This window comes from Rathayibacter sp. AY1A7, assembly GCF_002930845.1.
In the GTDB taxonomy this organism is placed as follows: domain Bacteria; phylum Actinomycetota; class Actinomycetes; order Actinomycetales; family Microbacteriaceae; genus Rathayibacter.
The window spans coordinates 93,210-109,293 of record NZ_PSTL01000010.1 but is presented as its reverse complement, the minus strand read 5'-3'; the positions used below and the strand labels follow the sequence as shown (position 1 = coordinate 109,293).

The window sequence follows — 16,084 nt, the reverse complement described above, 5'->3', positions numbered from 1 at the left end:
TTTCCGATAGCACATTCCGCTCGGATACTCGATGCCGTCCTGATGGGCCTCCTGGTCTACCGGCTCCCCGCCCCCTTCCTCCCGGGGAGCGTCCCGCTGGCCCAGACGGCGCTGGCCGCCCTGGTCCTCGTCAGCCTCTTCCGGCGGCCCACCCGCCGTCTCGGACGGGCCGCCTGGTACCCGTGGCTGTGCCTCGCCCTGCTCGCCTTCGTCCTCGCCGGCTCGTCCTTCGACGGCCTCGACGCCCTGCGCCGGGCGGCGAACATCGCGCTCGTCATGCTCGCCGCGGGCTTCCTCGCGAGCGGGCGGATCGACGTGGTCTCGGGGCTCAAAGGACTCGCCGCGGCCCTGTCGCTGAACGCTGTGCTGTTCGTCGCGGGACTCGCCCCGGACAGCTACCAGGGCGCCCTGACCGGCTTCCTCCAGGACAAGAACGTGGCCGGTCTCGTCTACGGAGCGGCGGCGCTGCTGGTCTCGGCGCTCGGCTCGCGGCTGTGGCTGCGGATCGGCGTGCTCGCGCTCGGAGCCGCTGCGGTCGTCGCCACCGACTCCCGCACGTCGATGGCGGCCTACGCCTGCGCGCTCGTGTGGCTCGTCGCGGCGCCGTACCTGCGCCTGCTCTTCCGCGCGCTCCTCGGCGGCGGCCTCGTCCTGCTGTTCCTCTGGGCCGAGCGGAACCTGGCGACGGCGGGCGACTACGGGGTGGAGCGGGCCGGCTCCGACGCCCTGCGCGCCCGCATCCTCGACGCCTCGGTCGACAAGGTGGCGCTCTCGCCGTGGACCGGCTCCGGACTCGGCGAGGCGACCGCGCGGGTCGACGGGATCGACTGGTTCTTCCACAACTCCTACCTGGCGCTGATGGCCGAGGGCGGCGTCGTGCTGCTCGTCGGCGTCATCGGCACCGTGCTCGTGGCCGGCTTCGCGACGACGGCCGCCGGGGCCGGGAGCCGCCCGGGGCACGCGGTCGGCGCGGCGAGCATCCTGGTGCTGCTGTGCGCGACGCAGCTGGGCGAGGTGTTCTTCGCCCCGATCTCGTTCGTCGTGATCGGCGCGGGTCTCGCTCTGCTCGCGGAGCGGTCCGCTCGCGCCCGCGCTCTGCCGCCGGAGTAGCGCCTCCCGCGTCCGCCCGATCCGGCGCGGATCCACGGGTCCGGGGCGCGGAGGTCCCGGTCGGCGGGCCCTTCCCTGTGCGACGGAGCTCGCCCGGTGCGGCCCCGGCCGACCGCCGCTCAGACGCGGCCGCGCTCGCGGACCGCGTCGCGGAGGACCGCGCGGACGCCCGCCCACATGTGCCGCGCGTTCAGCTCGGCCAGCACCCGCTCCCGGCCCGCGCGGGCGACCTCGGCCCGCTTCCCGTCGTCGCTCAGCACCGCCTCCAGCACCGCCGCGATCCCCGCTGGATCGTGCAGGGGCAGCGAGAAGGACGTCTCGCCGTCGCGGACGTAGCCGGTCATCGCGGCGCTCGCGGTGACCGCCGTGCAGGTCCCGCAGCCGGAGGCCTCCAGGAGGACGCTCTGGCCCGTCGGGTAGGCGAGGTCGTGGCTGGTGACGACGACGAGCTCGGCGTCGCGCAGGTTGTCGCGGTGCCGACCGACCGGGACGGGATCGTGCAGGACGACGTTGGCCGGCAGCGCCCGGGACGGCCGCCGCGCAGGAGTGGTCACGATGTCGAACCGCCGGTGCGGCAGGCGCTCGGCGGCGGCGACCAGCGAGTCGAAGTCGCGCCCGCGGTCGACACCGACGGCGAGCACCTCGAACCGCTTCGGACGCGGCGGAACGGGCCGGTAGTAGTCGGAGTCGACCCCGAAGAGCACCGGTGCGATCCGCCGCTCGTCGACGCCGTGGCCAGCGAAGACCTCGCGCTGGTTCTCGCTGAGCACGACGAGCCGGTCCACGCCCTGGAGCAGCCGGACCACCTGTCGGCGCCGCTGCGGCGAGCCGGTGAGCAGCTCCTCCGCCCACCAGCAGGAGAGGACCACGAGCGGCGTGCGGCCGTACGGCCCGAGCCGCGCGCGCCGGAGCAGCGCGGGGAGGCCCGCCTCCGGCTCGAGCACGCAGAGCACCGCGTCGGCCGAGCGGACCGCCCGGAGCGCGCGCAGCTGCGTGTCCACGTTCAGCCCCGTGCGGTGCTCCACGACGTCGCGGAGCTTCACGTGCGCGGGCCGAGACGCGTGACCGGGGACGAGGAGCCGCGTCGAGTCGTCCCGGAGGAGGTCGGCCCGGTACGGCAGCCTCCCGCGGGCGAAGGGCTCACCTGGAGCCAGGCGCAGTGTCGGGTGCTTGAGGAACAGTCCGAGCACTCTGAGGACTTCCGGTTCGCGGGTCATCGTCGTCCTTTCCCGAGGGAGGAGGAGAGGCTCCCCGCGGCATTCCTCGGAAAGTGGATCGGTCTCCTGGCGGGAGGATCAGGAATCATCGGAGAGGGCCATCCGCGCCAGAAGTCCGTCGATAGCCGACTTCCCGGAGGACGGGGAGTAGGAATCGTTCCAGCGGGCACGATCCCTCTCCCGCGACTCCGATAGTCCTCTCTTCTTCCGGGCTCTGATCAGCTCGGCCAGAGCCCGCGGATCCCCGGCTCGGAACGTGGCGTCGATCGACGGGCCGACGACCTCGGGGAGCGCACCGGCATCGCTCACCACCACGGGGACGCCGGCCGACATCGCCTCCGTCACGACCAGGCCGAACGACTCCGGCTGCACCGACGGCACCACCAGGAGGTCGATCCGCGAGAAGAGGTCGCCGGGCTCGATCCACCCCGGCCGGTCCACCAGAGCGGCGACCGGAGCGAGGGCCGCCTCCACCTCGCGACGCTCCCGCTCCGCCACGAACCGGGGCTCGCCCGCCAGCACCAGGCGATACGCGCCCGGTTCCCCGGCCTCCAGCAGCGCCAGCGCCTCGGTGAGGACCCGCACCCCCTTCGCGAGCGAGGGACGCCCGAGGAAGCCGAGGACGGTCGTCCCGTCCTCCCGCGGCCGCGCCTCCGGCAGGTCGACGCGGCGGCTCCAGTTCGGCAGCACGGTCGACCCGGGGACGACCCCCGCGAGGTAGCGGGAGGGGACGAGGGTCGCCAGCGCGCCGCGGCGGGCCACGGGCGCGAGCAGCCGCTGCAGGCCGGACGGGCGCTGGTGCAGGTGCACGATCCGCCGCGGACGCCCTGCCGTCGCCACGGCCGGCACCAGCCCGTTGCACCACAGCACGCCCTCGCGGGAGGACGCGTCCCAGCGCCGCAGCGCGCGCATCCAGGCAGGTCTGCCCGCGGCCTCGAGCTCGACGACCCGGTGGCCGGCGGCGAGGGCGGCGGCGACGAGCGCACGCGGCTCCGAGGGGCCGACGACCACGACAGGCACCTCGAGCGCCTCGAGCGCCTCCGCGATGCTCAGCAGCATCACCTCGCCGCCGCCGATGTCGCCGTTGTTGGTCGCGAGCGCCACCGGAGGCCGCCCGGCGCCGCCCGCTCCCCCGTGGATCATCCGCCGCCCCGCCCGCCTCCGTGCGGTGCCCCCGCGGCCCGCGCGCCCATCCTCACCGAGACGAGCGCCCGGCTCCACCGGGCCCGGCCGGGCTCCGCGGGCCGCGGGAGCGCTGGAATACTGACCGGATGGAGCTCGTGGGCGTTCTCTGGGCCGACGAGGCCGTGCCGCTCGTGTCGGCGTTCGTCCACCGGCGGGCCGACGCGGCGGGCCTGCGCGCACTCGTGCTCAAGGGACCGACCGCCGCCGCCGACCGGCTCCGGCCGTCCCGCGCCTCCGGCGACGTCGACCTCCTGGTCGCCCCCGACGACCTGCCCGGGATCCTGGCCCTCCTGGCCGCCGACGGCTGGACCGAGCGGCCCTGGCCGGACGGACCGACGCTCGCGGCCAAGCACTCGCGCTCCTACCGGCACGCCGCGTGGCCGGTCGACATCGACGTGCACTGGCGGTGGCCGGGATTCCTCGTGCCGCCGCGCGACGCCTTCGAGGCGCTGTGGAGCCGGCACCGGATCGTGGAGCTGGCCGGCCGTCCGGTCGCGACCGCGAGCGTCGCCGACTCGGCGCTCGTGCTGGCGCTGCACGCGCTCCGCGACGCCTGGCAGATCACGGACCCGCGCCTCACGCGGCCCTCCGACTACGACCTGCTCGTCGAGGCGGTGGCCGCCCGCGCGCAGCTGCACGCTCCGCTCCGGGCGGCGGCGGAGGAGCTCGGCGCCGTCCAGACCGCGCAGCCCTTCCTCGATGCGCTCGGCATCCGCGCGCGCGCCGGGGAGGTGCCCGCGGCCGAGCTGCGGGCGTGGCGGATCAACGCGAGCTCGCCCCACGCCTCCGCGGGGTGGGTGCAGGCCGTGCGCGCGGCCGGCTTGCGGCAGCGGCCGCTGCTCCTCGCCCGCGCCGTCTTCCCCGCTCCCCACGCCCTGCGCGCCGCCGACCCCGCCATCGGCCCGCGCCGGATCGACGTGGCGGCCGGCTGGTGGCGGCGGCTGCGCCGCGGCGCCCGCACGGCTCCGCTCGCGTGGGACCACCTCCGACGGACGGACAGGACCTGACATGACCCGCCGGCTGATCCGCGCCCCCTTCGGGCTCGGCGTGCGCTTCACCTTCGACGACTCCGTCCCCGACCGCTTCGTGGCGGAGGTGGAGGAGTCGTGGAACGACGTGGACGACGACGCCGATCGCCCGGGCTCCGAGTACCGGGTGTCGCTGACCGAGCCGGTCGGGGAGCCGGGAGTGATCGCGCAGCCGACCGAGGACGCCCTCGCCGAGCACATCGGCGCCGCGCTCACCCTCGCGGCGGCCGACGCCTGCGAGGGCCGGCTGCTCAGCGTGCACGCCTCCGCGGTCGCCCTGCCCGACGGCCGCGTCGTCGCGTTCGTCGGGCGGCCCGGTGCCGGCAAGTCGACCCTCGTGAGCCTCGCCGCTCGGCGGTACGGGTACGTGACCGACGAGACGCTCGCCGTCCGCCGCGACGGGCGGGTGCTGCCGTTCCGGAAGCCCGTCGCCCTCCTCGACGGCGGCGACTGGAAGCGGCACCGCTCCCCCGCCGCGATGGGCCTGCAGCCGCTGCCGGACGCTCCGCTGCGCCTGGCCGCCCTGCTCCTGATCGCCCGCGACCCGTCCGGCCCGGCGGAGCCCCGGCTCGAGCCGATCGCCTTCGACGAGGCGCTCTCGGTGCTGCTGCCCGAGCTGAGCCACTTCGCACGGCTGCCCGCAGCGCTGCACCACCTCGCCGGGCTCCTCGACTCCGTCGGCGGGGCGCGGGTGCTCCGCTACCGCGAGGCGGAGACGGTGCTGCCCCTCCTCGAGCGGATCGGGGAGCCGTCGTCGGTCGTCGCCGATGCACCAGAGGCCGATCCGGCGGCGCCCGGCCCGGGCCTGCTCGCGCGCGCCGCCGGCGTCGAGTGGGTCGAGCGCGACGGAGTGGTCAGCTGCCTCCTCGACGAGCGGGTCGAGACGCTGACCGGGATCGGCCCGGTGCTGTGGCGCGTTCTCGGGACGCCCGCGACGGTCGACGCGCTGACCGGGGCCGTCGTCGCCGAGCACGGCGCCCCGCCCGCGGGCGACCCCCGGGCGCACGTCGAGGCCGTGCTCGACGCGATGGTCGAGCACGGCCTCGTGGTCCACGGCGCCTGACGGCGCCGAGCGCGCGGCTAGCCCGTGCGGACGTTCGGCCCGACGGAGCCGCGGGCGATGAACAGGTCGAGCAGGTTCACGAGCCCCACCGCGCGGATGTAGAGCGCCGCGACGTCGTAGCGGCCGACGGGGAGCGCCTCGAGGGCGGCGGGCCCGGTCGGGTTGGTCGAGCGGTTCTGCGCGTTGACGTCGATCTGGATGACGTCCCGCAGGGCGGTGAAGACCGGGGTGAGGACCGCGTTCTGCAGCGTCGTGAGCAGCGGCGGGAGAGTCGCCGTCAGCAGAGTATTGATCAACCCGAGGAGGGCGCCCCGCAATGTGCCACCGCCACCGTCGGCCAGGCTCACACCTAATAGCGAAATGTTCGCCAGCAGGCGTGCGCTCAACTCAGTGAGCAGAGCAGCCGTGAAGGCACCGAGCACCGAGCCAGGGACCTGCAGCCCGTTGTCCAAGAAGAGGGTCGAGTTCGGCGGCAGATCATTCAGGTAGGAGGCGTAGGAGCCGAACGGCGTGTTTCCCGGCTGGCCTGGAGCGGGGCCGAAGAGCGCGGCCAGGTCGATCGTCAGAACGGCTGGATTCGTCGAGGACGCGGGTGTCGTCGGGATCAAGAGCTGGATCGGCTGCGCACCACCGGGCAGAGCCGTGCCGAAGATCCCCGCAAGGTTGATCGTCGCCGCACCCAGCGTGAGGCTGGAGACAGCAGTGAGGAGGCCCTGCACCGTCGTAGCGATCGTGTTCAGCGTCGGCGAGGTGAGCACCAGGTTCAGCCGAGTGATCTGGTAATCGCGCTGAAGATTGTCCGATCCGGGAACGCAGGCCGATTGCAGAGCCGCGCGCCCGGTCAGAGCACCGATCTGCAGTGTGAGCCCGGCGACGTTGGTGAGCAGTCCCGCCAGACCTGCCCCTCCGATCGCCGCGAGGATCGCCCGGAGGTTGACGGTGCCGAAGTCGGGGTAGCTCCCCGAGGTCGGGGTCAGCGCCAGCTGGCCGGCATTGGTGATCGCACCGGAGGCTCCGCGGACGGTGCCGGTGGTGCTCGCCTCCGCGTACTGGTTGAGAGTGCCGACGGTGGCGGGAGCCGCCAGCGTGAGGAGGGAGGAGAGCGTGCCGGTCAGCCCGGTCGCGTTCACGGCGATGCCGTTCAGTACCGTGGCGTTGACGCCGCCCGTCACGACGACCGGGTCGGGCGGATTCGGTCCCGACGCCGGCGCAGTCGCCGTCACGCCCGAGACACCGGCGACATTGTCGAGGTTCACGCCGCCGAGGAAGCCGCTGAGGAGGCGTCCGCGGGCGACCGCCTGGAAGACCGTCCCCACCGGGAAGCAGCTGATCGAGACGGCGGAGGCGGACTGCGCCAGCATCACCGCGGGCACCGACCAGACTGCTCCGGCCACGACCGTCCGCCGTGCGAAGACGCCCGCGGAATTCGCGCTCTTCTTATCGCTGATATCGCTGGATGCGAGCGGATTAGACTCCGACATTGGCGGCCCTCCGGTGCTGTCGCTCGACGTACACCCCTTGGCGCGTCGGCGGCAAACATAGCGAGAGAGGCGTCGCGATAAGAGGCGCTGGCGGATTTCTACTCGCAGTGGCGGCGATCAGCGGAGAGGACTCGGAGAAGATGGCAGATGACCCCCGGCTCCTTCTCTGGCGGCGCCGCCCGGACACGGCCTCCGTCGATCTGAACGGGCGCGTCCTGGTGCTCCCGCTGGACGTCTCCCCGATGGGCAGCCCCTACGCGCTGCGCGAGAGCGTGGCCGCGACCTGGCGGGCGCTCGACGACGAGCCGCAGGACTTCTCCGGCCTGGCCGACCGGCTCGCCCGCCTCCACTCCACCGATCCCGGCGCCATCGCCGACGACCTGGCGCGCATGCTGAGCGGGCTGGAGGAGCTGCTCCTGGTCGAGAGCAGCCCGCGCGGCGAGGAGTCCCGATGAGCGTCGCGAGCGTCGTCGTCCCCAGTTACGCGGGGGCGGCCCGCCTGCCCCGCCTCCTCGCCGCCCTCGCGGCTCAGACCCACCGCGATCTCGACGTGGTCGTGGTCCTCGACGGCGTCGTCGACGCCAGCGAGCGCGCCCTCGACGCCTCCCCCGTGCCCGTGCGCCGCGTCGTGCTCCCCGAGAACCGGGGGCGCTCCGCCGCGCTCACCGCCGGCTTCGACGCCGCGCGGGGCGACGTGCTGATCCGCTGCGACGACGACCTCGAGCCCGGCCCGGGCTGGGCCGCCGCGCACGTCGGGGCCCATCGGGACGCGGTCGTCGGCGTCGTCGGCCTCTGCCCCGACGTCGACCCGGGTACCGCCTACTCCCGCGCCTACGGCCGGCCGGCCGGCGAGCGCTTCCGCCGCGGCGCCTACGCGGCGGGTTCCGACGCAGCCTGGCGCTACTGGGGCGGCAACGTCTCGGTGACGCGGACGACCTACGACCGGGTCGGCGGCTACAGCACCGACTACCGCGAGTACGGCTGGGAGGACGTCGACTGGGGCTACCGGCTGCACCGCCTGGGAGTGCCGGTGCGGATCGAGCCCGGCGCCGAGGCCCTGCACCACGGCGCCTCCGTCTCGGCGGCGGTCCGCAGCCGCCGCGCGTTCCTCTCGGGGGCGGCCCGCCGCACCTTCGAGCGGCTGCACCCCGAGCAGGTGCGGGAGGCGGTGCCCGCAGCCGGCGCGTGGGACGCGGTAGTGCGCCTCCTGGCCCGCGGCGGGAGCGAGCGGCGGACGGCACTGGTCGCGGGAGTCGCGGACGCCGCGCTCGGAGTGGTGCCCCGCCCGGTCGGCGAGAAGCTGGTCGCGCTCGCCGTCGAGTCCGCTGCGATCGCGGGCTACGACCGCGGCAGAGGGCGTCCCGCGCACGGGTGACGGCGGCGCGGATCGACGGATCCGCGGGCCCGGCAGCGGCGCCGACGCCGTGCGGGAGCCGATCTAGGCTCCCCCGCATGCGAGTCCTTCTGGTGGGCGGAGCGGGCTACATCGGGAGCCACACCGCCGTCGCGCTCCTCGAGAGCGGCCACGAGGTGCTGGTCGTGGACGACCTCTCGCACGCGAGCGAGCGGACCCTCGACGCGGTGGAGGAGCTGACCGGCTCGGTGGTCCCCCGCCTGATCGCCGACGCGCGCGACACGGCCGCGCTGACCCGCTTCCTCGCCGCCCACGGACCGGTCGACGCCCTGGTCCTGCTCGCCGGGCTCAAGTCGGTCGGCGACTCGGTGCGGCGGCCCCTCGAGTACTGGACGGTCAACGTCGGGCTCGCCACCGCGGCGTTCTCGGTCGCAGCGGAGGCGGGGATCCGCACCGTCGTGTTCTCGAGCTCGGCGGCCGTCTACAGCCCGGGCGGCGCGATGCCGGTCGGGGAGGACTCCCCCGCCGGGCTCAGCGCGGCGAGCCCCTACGGCGCGACCAAGCGCGTCATCGAGGAGATCCTCGGCGACGCTGCGCGCGCCGATCCCCTCCTGCGCGCGGTCAGCCTCCGCTACTTCAACCCCATCGGCGCGCACCCGTCGGGGCGGATCGGCGAGGATCCGGCCACGGCGCCGGGGAGCCTCCTGCCCGTGCTGACACGGGCCGCAGGCGACCCCTCCCGGTGCGTCGACGTCCTCGGCGACGACTACCCGACCCCCGACGGCACGGGGCTGCGCGACTACATCCACGTCTGCGACCTCGCGGCCGGGCACGTCGCGGCGCTCGAGCGCGCGCGGCCCGGGCACCGCGTCTACAACCTCGGCACGGGCTCACCGACGAGCGTCCTCGAGCTGATCGACGAGGTCGAGCGGGCGAGCGGGGAGACGGTCCGGTGGCGGGCCGTGGGGCGCCGGCCGGGCGACCTCGCCGCGAGCTGGGCCGACCCGGCGCGCGCCGAGCGGGAGCTGGGCTGGCGGGCGGTGCGCACCGTGCGCGAGGGCGTCCGCGACCAGTGGCGGTGGCAGACCCTGCAGCGCATCGGCGTCTCCTGATCCTTCCGGCACGGCGTCACTGAAAGAGTGACTTCTTCCTCTCCGCGACTCTCCTCCATCGTTGTGATCTCCGAGGGAATAGCGCCTCCGCGACGCACTCCAGACGATCCTCGCCATTCCGCTCGCGGCTTATCCGGATTATCCGACTCTCCTTTCCCCGTCGTTCTGCGACGACTCGTACTCGCCTTTCGATTCCTTCTCCACGAGCCGGTTAGCTTCTACTGCACTGCTGATCGGTCACCGACGACGGATAAGCATTCGGAGCCGCTCCCGTCTCCGGATGGCCGCCCGATCCTCACCGCACGCCCGGGGGAAGGGGCCCATCATCACTGCCGTCATCGACGCGACCACCCGTTCCCGATCCGTCCCGCCGGTCGGTCCCGGCCTGATCGTGCACGAGTGGGTCGAGCGCCGCGGAGGCGCCGAGCGCGTGCTCGAGGCGATGACCGAGGCCTTCGCCGACGCCGACGTCCGCGTCCTCTGGAGCGACTGCGCCGAGGTCGTCGGCAGGCCCGTCTCGGAGTCCTGGCTGGCGCGCACGCCGCTGCGCCGCCACAAGGTCCTCGCTCTGCCGGCGATGCTGCCCACGTGGAGGCTCCCGGTCGGCGCCTCCCGCGAGTGGGTGCTGGTCAGCTCGCACCTCTTCGCCCACCACGTCCGCACCAGCGGACCGACCCGCAAGCTCGTCTACGCGCACACCCCGGCCCGCTACATCTGGGAGCCCGACCGCGACGGCCGCGGCAGCAGCCTCGCCGCCCGCACCGCGAGCCTGCTCCTCAAGCCGATCGACCGCCTCCGCGCCGCCGAGGCCTCCTCCATCGCGGTGAACAGCCTCTTCACCGGGCAGCGGGTGCGCGACGCGTGGCACCAGCCGTCGAGGGTCATCTACCCGCCGGTGAACACCGAGCTGCTCTCGACGATCACCGACTGGCGCTCCCCGCTCGACGACGACGAGCTGCGCCTCCTCGACTCGCTCGCCCGGCCGTTCATCCTGGGCGCCTCGCGGTTCGTCCCCTACAAGCGCCTCGAGAAGGTCATGGACGCCGGAGCCCGCACCGGGCTGCCGGTCGTCATCGCCGGGCACGGCCCCTGGGAGGCGCGGCTCCGCGCCTACGCCGAGGAGATCCGGGCCGACGTGACCTTCGTCATCTCGCCCTCCGACCAGCTGATCCGCGCGCTCTACGCGCAGGCGCTCGTGTACGTCTTCCCCGCCGTCGAGGACTTCGGGATCATGCCCGTCGAGGCGATGGCCTGCGGGACGCCGGTCATCGGGACCGACATCGGCGGAGTGCGCGAGAGCGTGTCCCTCGCCGGCGGGGGCGTCATCGCCGACCTCGAGGGCGATCCGGACTGGAGCGACCTGCTGCGCCGTGCGCTCGCGCTCGACGTCGACGCCTTCCGGGCCCGGAGCCGGGTCTTCTCGCGCCGGCGCTTCATCGCCGAGATCCAGGACTGGGTCGCCGAGCAGACCGCCTGACGACGGCGCTCCCCGCCGCGGGAGGCCGTCCGTGCGCGCGTCACCGTGCGTGCGGACGACCCTCCCGCGGCGGGATCAGAACAGGCCGCGCGGGGGCTCGATCGAGGCGAGGACGCCGGGGGCGGCGATCACGCTGAGGCGGCCGACCTCCTCCGGGGTCAGCTCGGGCAGGCGCTGCGCGAGGTCGAGGAAGCGCTCGATCTCGGACTCCTCGAGCACGTCGGCGGCGAGCGTGCGGAACTTCGACACGTACTGCTCTCGGCTGAACGGGTGCGCGCCCAGCGGGTGCGCGTCCGCCACCGCGATCTCGTCGACGATCGTCGTGCCGTCCGTCATCAGGATCTCGACGCGGGCGCCGAACGCCTTCTCGCCCGGATCGGTGGAGTGGTAGCGGCGCGTCCACTCCGCGTCCTCCTGCGTCGTGACCCGGTGCCAGAGCGCGATGGTGTCGGCGCGGGCGGCCCGCTCGGGGGCGTAGCTGTGCACGTGGTGCCAGGCGCCGTCCTGCAGCGCCACCGTGAAGATGTACGGCACGGAGTGGTCCAGCGTCTCGCGGGACGCGGCCGGGTCGTACTTCTGCGGGTCGTTCGCGCCGGAGCCGATCACGAAGTGCGTGTGGTGCGAGGTGTGCAGGACGATCCGCTCGACGCGCTCGGGGTCGGCGGCCTCGGGGTGCGTCCGGTGCAGGCGGCGGGCGAGGTCGATCAGCGCCTGCGCCTGGTACTCGGCCGAGTGCTCCTTCGTGTACGTGTCGAGGATCGCGCGCTTGGCCTCGCCGCGGTCGGGAAGCGGGACGTCGTAGCTCGCGTCGGCGCCGTCGAGCATCCAGGCGATGACGCCGTCCTCGCCCTCGTAGATCGGCGACGGGCTGGTCTCGCCGCGCATCGCCCGGTCGACCGCCTCGATCGCCATCTTCCCCGCGAAGGCCGGCGCGTACGCCTTCCAGCTCGAGATCTCGCCCTTGCGCGACTGCCGCGTGGCGGTCGTCGTGTGCAGGGCCTGCGCGACGGCCTGCTCGATCGTCGCGACGTCGAGGCCGAGCAGCGTGCCGATCCCGGCCGCGGCCGAGGGGCCGAGGTGCGCGACGTGGTCGATCTTGTGCCGGTGCAGGCTGATCGCGCGCACCAGGTCGACCTGGACCTCGTATCCGGTGACGATGCCGCGGACGAGCTGCGCCCCGCCGATGCCCGCGTGCTGGGCGACGGCGATCAGCGGAGGGATGTTGTCGCCCGGGTGCGAGTACTCGGCCGCCAGGAACGTGTCGTGGTAGTCGAGCTCGCGCACGGCGACTCCGTTGGCCCAGGCCGCCCACTCGGGCGAGACCCGGCGGGCCGGGTCGACGCCGAGGACGACCGAGCCCTGGCCGCCGATGGAGGCGGGGTGCGCGAGAGCCTGCGCGCGGGCGGCGACGACCGGGCGGCGCAGGAGCGACGCGGTGGCGACGGCGGCGTTGTCGATGACCCGGTTGACCACCATCTCGGCGACCTCGTCGTCGATCTCGACCGGATCGGCGGCGACCTCGGCGAGCGCGTGGGCGAGCTGCCCGTGTCGCGGGAGCTCCTCGTCGCTGCGGTGGACGCGGACGTGGTGTTCGTGCACGGGCGGCTCCTTCGTCTCTCCCCCAGGCTATCGCCCGCCTCCGGCCCGGGCCGCGCGGGCAGAATGGGCGGATGTCCTCCCCCACGCGCGTCGCGGCGCTCGACTGCGGCACCAACTCCCTCCGCCTGCTGATCGCCGACGTGGAGGGCGGCCGCCTCCGGGACGTCCAGCGCCGCACCGAGCTCGTGCGGCTGGGCCGCGGGGTCGACCGCACCGGCCGCTTCGACCCGGCCGCGCTCGAGCGGACCCTCGCCGTCACCCGCGAGTACGCGGCCGCCGCGCAGGAGGCCGGCGCCGAGCGCCTCCGCTTCGTCGCCACCTCGGCCACCCGCGACGCGGCCGACCGCGAGGACTTCCTCGCCGCCGTCGAGCGGATCCTCGGCGTCACCCCGGAGACGATCTCCGGCGAGGAGGAGGCGCGGCTCTCCTTCCGCGGCGCGGTCTCGGCCGTCGACTCCGCCCGGCCCGTGCTGGTCGTCGACCTCGGCGGCGGCTCGACCGAGCTCGTGCTCGGCGGAGCGGAGCCGGAGCAGGCGCACTCGATGGACGTCGGCAGCGTCCGCCTGACCGAGCGCCACCGCCGGGCCGCCGCACCGACGGAGGGCGAGCGCGCGGCGATGCGGGCGGACGTGGCCGCCGCGCTGGCCGCCTCCTCCGTCGACCTCTCGCAGGCCCGGAGCGTCGTCGGCGTCGCCGCGACCGTGCTCACGATCACCGCGCACGTCCTCCGCAGCACCGACCGCGCTGCGCTCGAGACGTCCCTCCCCCTCTCCGACGTCCTCGCCGCCTGCGACGAGCTCGCCGCGCTGTCTCCGGAGGGGACGGCGGCCCTCCCCTGGGTGCGCCCGGGGCGCGAGGACGTGCTGGCGGCCGGCGCGCTGGTCTGGGGCGAGGTCCTCCGCGCGGTCCACGAGGCGTCGCCGGGCGTCGACCGGGTCCGCTCGACCGCGCACGACATCCTCGACGGGATCGCGCTCGGCCTCGCCTGACGCCCGCGCGGGTCAGGCGGTGAGGGCGCTCCCGGAGTCGCGCGGGAGCCGGGCGGCGGCGGCGAGCGGCACGAGGGTCAGCACCGCGAGGGCGAGGAAGGCGACGCTGTAGGGGACGAGGCCGGGCCCGATCGCGGTGCCGACGGCGAGCGCCACCGCGCCCACCGCGACTCCGAGTCCGGCCGCGATCTGCTGCGTGGTGGCGTTGAGGGTGTTCGCGCCCGACATCCCCTCCTGCGGGACCTCGGCGAACGTGACGGTGTTGTACGCCGTGAAGCCCGCCGAGCGGGCCACTCCGCTCAGCACCAGCAGCGCCACCACGAGCGCCACCGGAGTCGCCGGCTCGAGGAACGCCATCGCCGCCATGCACGCCGCCCCGACCGCGCTCGCCGCGACCAGCACCCCGCGGAAGCCGAGGCGCCGCAGCAGCGGAGTCGTGGCCGGCTTGATCGCCAGGTTGCCGGCGAAGAGCGCCAGCACCACGGAGCCGGCCTGCACCGGGCTCCAGCCGAACGCGTCCTGGAACAGCAGCGGGAGCAGGAACGGCACCGCGTTCACGGTCGCCCGGTAGAGCGATCCGCTCGCGTTGGCGACCCGGAAGGTGCGGAAGCGGAAGGCGTCGAGCCGCACGAGCGGATGCTCGGCGCGGCGCAGGTGCCGCACGGCGAGCGCCGTCACGACCGCGCCGACGAGCAGCGGCGCCACCGCCCGCCCGTCGAGCTCGGAGCCGGTGAGGAGCCCCGCCGCTCCGACCAGCGCGCCGAGCCCGACCGCGACGAGCACCAGCCCGGTGACGTCGAGCGGGGGCGGCGCGCTCTCGGCGGTGGCGGGGACGATCCGGCGCGCGATCGCGAACGCGACGACCCCGAGGGGCAGGTTGATCAGGAAGATCCAGTGCCAGGAGGCGACGGTGGTGAGCAGCCCGCCGAGGAACGGCGCGATCACGGGGGCGACCAGTCCCGGCCAGACCAGGATCGCGATGGCGTGGATGATCCCCTCCCGCGGGGTCGCCCGCAGCACCGCGAGCCGGCCGACCGGCACCATCAGCGCGCCGCCGACGCCCTGCAGGACCCGGGCGCCGACCAGCAGCGGCAGCGTGGGGCTGAGCGCGCAGAGCAGGGAGGCGAGGGTGAAGACGGCGATCGCGGTGGTGAAGACGCGGCGCACGCCGAAGCGCTCGCTGAGCCAGCCCGAGGCCGGGATGAGGACGGCGACGGTGAGGAGGAACGCGGTGACGGTGATCGAGACCGCGGCGGAGTCGACGCCCAGGTCGGCGGCGATCGCGGGCGCGGCGGTCGTCACGATCGTGGCGTCGAGGTTCTCCATGAAGAAGCAGCCGGCGACGAGCAGCGCGAGGGAGCGGTGGCGGGGGTCCGTGCTGTCCTCCTCGGCGTGGGGCTGTCGGCGGCGAGCGTAGCGCGGCGACGGCGCGGCCGCCGGGCGGGTACCGTCGCAGCATGAGCGCTGCAGCCGAGACCAGGACGATCCAACTCCGACGCTACGAGCTGATGGACGGGGTGATGGACGACTTCCTCGCCTGGTTCCCCGAGCGGATCGTGCCGGCGCGCGAGGCCCACGGCTTCCGGATCGAGTTCGCCTACGCCGACCGCGAGGTGAACGAGTTCGTCTGGGCGGTCAGCACGGCCGGCGACGCCGACGCGTTCGCCGAGGTCGAGCGGGCGTACCTGGCCTCGCCCGAGCGCGACGCCGCCTTCGCGAGCGAGCCGAAGCGCGTCGAGGTGCAGCACGTGCGGCTGGTCGAGCGGATCGTCTGACCCGGGCGGCGTCCTGCCGGGGCGCCGCCGACTCCGGGCGCCGTCGGGTCCGGGCCCGTCGGGTCCGGGCCCGTCAGCTCCGGGCGCGCCGCACGGCCGCGAGGACGCCGCGGACCACGAGCGTCCCGACCGCGATCGACCCGATCGCTCCGGTCAGGCGCGCCCAGACGTGCTTCGGCCGGTCGATCCCGGCGCGGTCGGCGGGCGAGGGGAGCGAGGCGGGCGCGAGCGTGCGGCCCGCGGCTCCCGCCTCGGCCATGTGGGCGAGCCGGCGCACGGCCTCGCGGTTGCGGATCCAGAGGAACGAGTGCATCAGCGGCTTCGGGACGAGCGTGCCCGGGCCCTTCACGGGCGCCTCGTGCATCCGCACCTTCGCGCCGCGCGCGTGCGGCTCGACCTCGACGCGCACCCGGGCCTCGCCGAGCGGCCAGCCGGCGGCCTGGATGACCATCCGGCGCGGCGGGTCCCACTCGAGAATTGTGGTGCGGTCGTCGATCACGAGCGGCCAGAGGCCGAAGGAGTGGTGCAGCTGCGAGCCCACGTGCGGGAAGTCGGCGTCGACCTTCCGCATCCGCGACGCGCCGACGACCCAGCTCGGGAACAGCCAGCCGGAGGCGAGCACCGCGAAGACGGACTCGGGCGGGCAGTGGACGACGCGGGTGGTGCGGGACATCGCGGGCTCCTTCGAGTGGTG

Annotated in this window: 15 protein-coding genes; 9 read left to right on the top strand and 6 right to left on the bottom strand. The window is 74.6% G+C overall.

Annotation, left to right across the window (positions count from 1 at the left end; translation table 11 throughout):
• Positions 1-42: 42 nt before the first annotated feature.
• Positions 43-1,110, top strand: a complete 1,068-nt coding sequence (locus C5B95_RS09920; RefSeq protein WP_104349063.1) for an O-antigen ligase family protein — start codon at positions 43-45, stop codon at positions 1,108-1,110.
• A gap of 119 nt (positions 1,111-1,229) precedes the next feature.
• Here the strand turns inward: C5B95_RS09920 and C5B95_RS09915 are convergent, their stop codons facing one another.
• Positions 1,230-2,327: a glycosyltransferase family 4 protein gene (locus C5B95_RS09915; protein ID WP_104349062.1), complete on the bottom strand. Its 1,098-nt coding sequence runs from the start codon at positions 2,325-2,327 to the stop codon at positions 1,230-1,232.
• A 78-nt stretch (positions 2,328-2,405) separates the two neighbouring features.
• Entirely contained in the window at positions 2,406-3,470 is a 1,065-nt protein-coding gene (locus tag C5B95_RS09910) for a glycosyltransferase family 4 protein (protein ID WP_104258161.1), read from the bottom strand.
• A gap of 128 nt (positions 3,471-3,598) precedes the next feature.
• Here C5B95_RS09910 and C5B95_RS09905 point away from each other — a divergent pair, with 128 nt between their 5' ends.
• Complete coding sequence (locus C5B95_RS09905; RefSeq protein ID WP_104349061.1) at positions 3,599-4,519, top strand: nucleotidyltransferase family protein; 921 nt, start codon at positions 3,599-3,601, stop codon at positions 4,517-4,519.
• Position 4,520: 1 nt separating this feature from the next.
• Positions 4,521-5,603 (top strand): PqqD family protein, encoded by a 1,083-nt coding sequence (locus C5B95_RS09900; protein ID WP_104349060.1) that lies wholly within the window; start codon positions 4,521-4,523, stop codon positions 5,601-5,603.
• 17 nt (positions 5,604-5,620) lie between these two features.
• On the opposite strand, the gene C5B95_RS09895 is transcribed toward C5B95_RS09900, so the two are convergent.
• Positions 5,621-6,997, bottom strand: a complete 1,377-nt coding sequence (locus C5B95_RS09895) for a choice-of-anchor G family protein (RefSeq protein ID WP_104319715.1) — start codon at positions 6,995-6,997, stop codon at positions 5,621-5,623.
• Positions 6,998-7,224: 227 nt separating this feature from the next.
• On the opposite strand from C5B95_RS09895, the gene C5B95_RS09890 reads away from it, so the two are divergent.
• The 4 genes from C5B95_RS09890 (at position 7,225) to C5B95_RS09875 (ending at position 11,027) form a co-directional block, all read left to right on the top strand.
• Positions 7,225-7,539 carry a hypothetical protein gene (locus C5B95_RS09890; protein WP_146076560.1) on the top strand — a complete coding sequence of 105 codons (315 nt, stop codon included), beginning with the start codon at positions 7,225-7,227 and terminating at the stop codon, positions 7,537-7,539.
• Positions 7,536-8,459, top strand: a complete 924-nt coding sequence (locus C5B95_RS09885) for a glycosyltransferase family 2 protein (protein ID WP_104326184.1) — start codon at positions 7,536-7,538, stop codon at positions 8,457-8,459. Before C5B95_RS09890 ends, C5B95_RS09885 begins: the two co-directional genes overlap by 4 nt.
• Before the next feature lie 77 nt (positions 8,460-8,536).
• Entirely contained in the window at positions 8,537-9,550 is a 1,014-nt protein-coding gene (gene galE, locus C5B95_RS09880) for a UDP-glucose 4-epimerase GalE (protein ID WP_104349058.1), read from the top strand.
• Between the two features lie 280 nt (positions 9,551-9,830).
• Positions 9,831-11,027 (top strand): glycosyltransferase, encoded by a 1,197-nt coding sequence (locus C5B95_RS09875; RefSeq protein WP_104227213.1) that lies wholly within the window; start codon positions 9,831-9,833, stop codon positions 11,025-11,027.
• A gap of 75 nt (positions 11,028-11,102) precedes the next feature.
• Here C5B95_RS09875 and C5B95_RS09870 read toward each other — a convergent pair whose 3' ends face one another.
• On the bottom strand, positions 11,103-12,626 hold the full coding sequence (locus tag C5B95_RS09870) for an MmgE/PrpD family protein (RefSeq protein WP_104251037.1): 1,524 nt from the start codon (positions 12,624-12,626) through the stop codon (positions 11,103-11,105).
• Between the two features lie 71 nt (positions 12,627-12,697).
• On the opposite strand from C5B95_RS09870, the gene C5B95_RS09865 reads away from it, so the two are divergent.
• The gene (locus tag C5B95_RS09865) at positions 12,698-13,615 is read left to right on the top strand and encodes an exopolyphosphatase (protein WP_104324645.1); all 918 of its coding nucleotides are present in this window, start codon (positions 12,698-12,700) and stop codon (positions 13,613-13,615) included.
• Between the two features lie 12 nt (positions 13,616-13,627).
• Here C5B95_RS09865 and C5B95_RS09860 read toward each other — a convergent pair whose 3' ends face one another.
• Positions 13,628-14,941 (bottom strand): MFS transporter, encoded by a 1,314-nt coding sequence (locus C5B95_RS09860; RefSeq protein WP_104349057.1) that lies wholly within the window; start codon positions 14,939-14,941, stop codon positions 13,628-13,630.
• A gap of 131 nt (positions 14,942-15,072) precedes the next feature.
• Between C5B95_RS09860 and C5B95_RS09855 the strand changes: the two genes are divergently transcribed.
• The gene (locus tag C5B95_RS09855; RefSeq protein WP_104349056.1) at positions 15,073-15,390 is read left to right on the top strand and encodes an NIPSNAP family protein; all 318 of its coding nucleotides are present in this window, start codon (positions 15,073-15,075) and stop codon (positions 15,388-15,390) included.
• A 73-nt stretch (positions 15,391-15,463) separates the two neighbouring features.
• Here the strand turns inward: C5B95_RS09855 and C5B95_RS09850 are convergent, their stop codons facing one another.
• A complete protein-coding gene (locus C5B95_RS09850; protein WP_104349055.1) occupies positions 15,464-16,063 on the bottom strand; it encodes an SRPBCC domain-containing protein in 600 nt (199 codons plus the stop codon).
• Positions 16,064-16,084 lie beyond the last annotated feature (21 nt).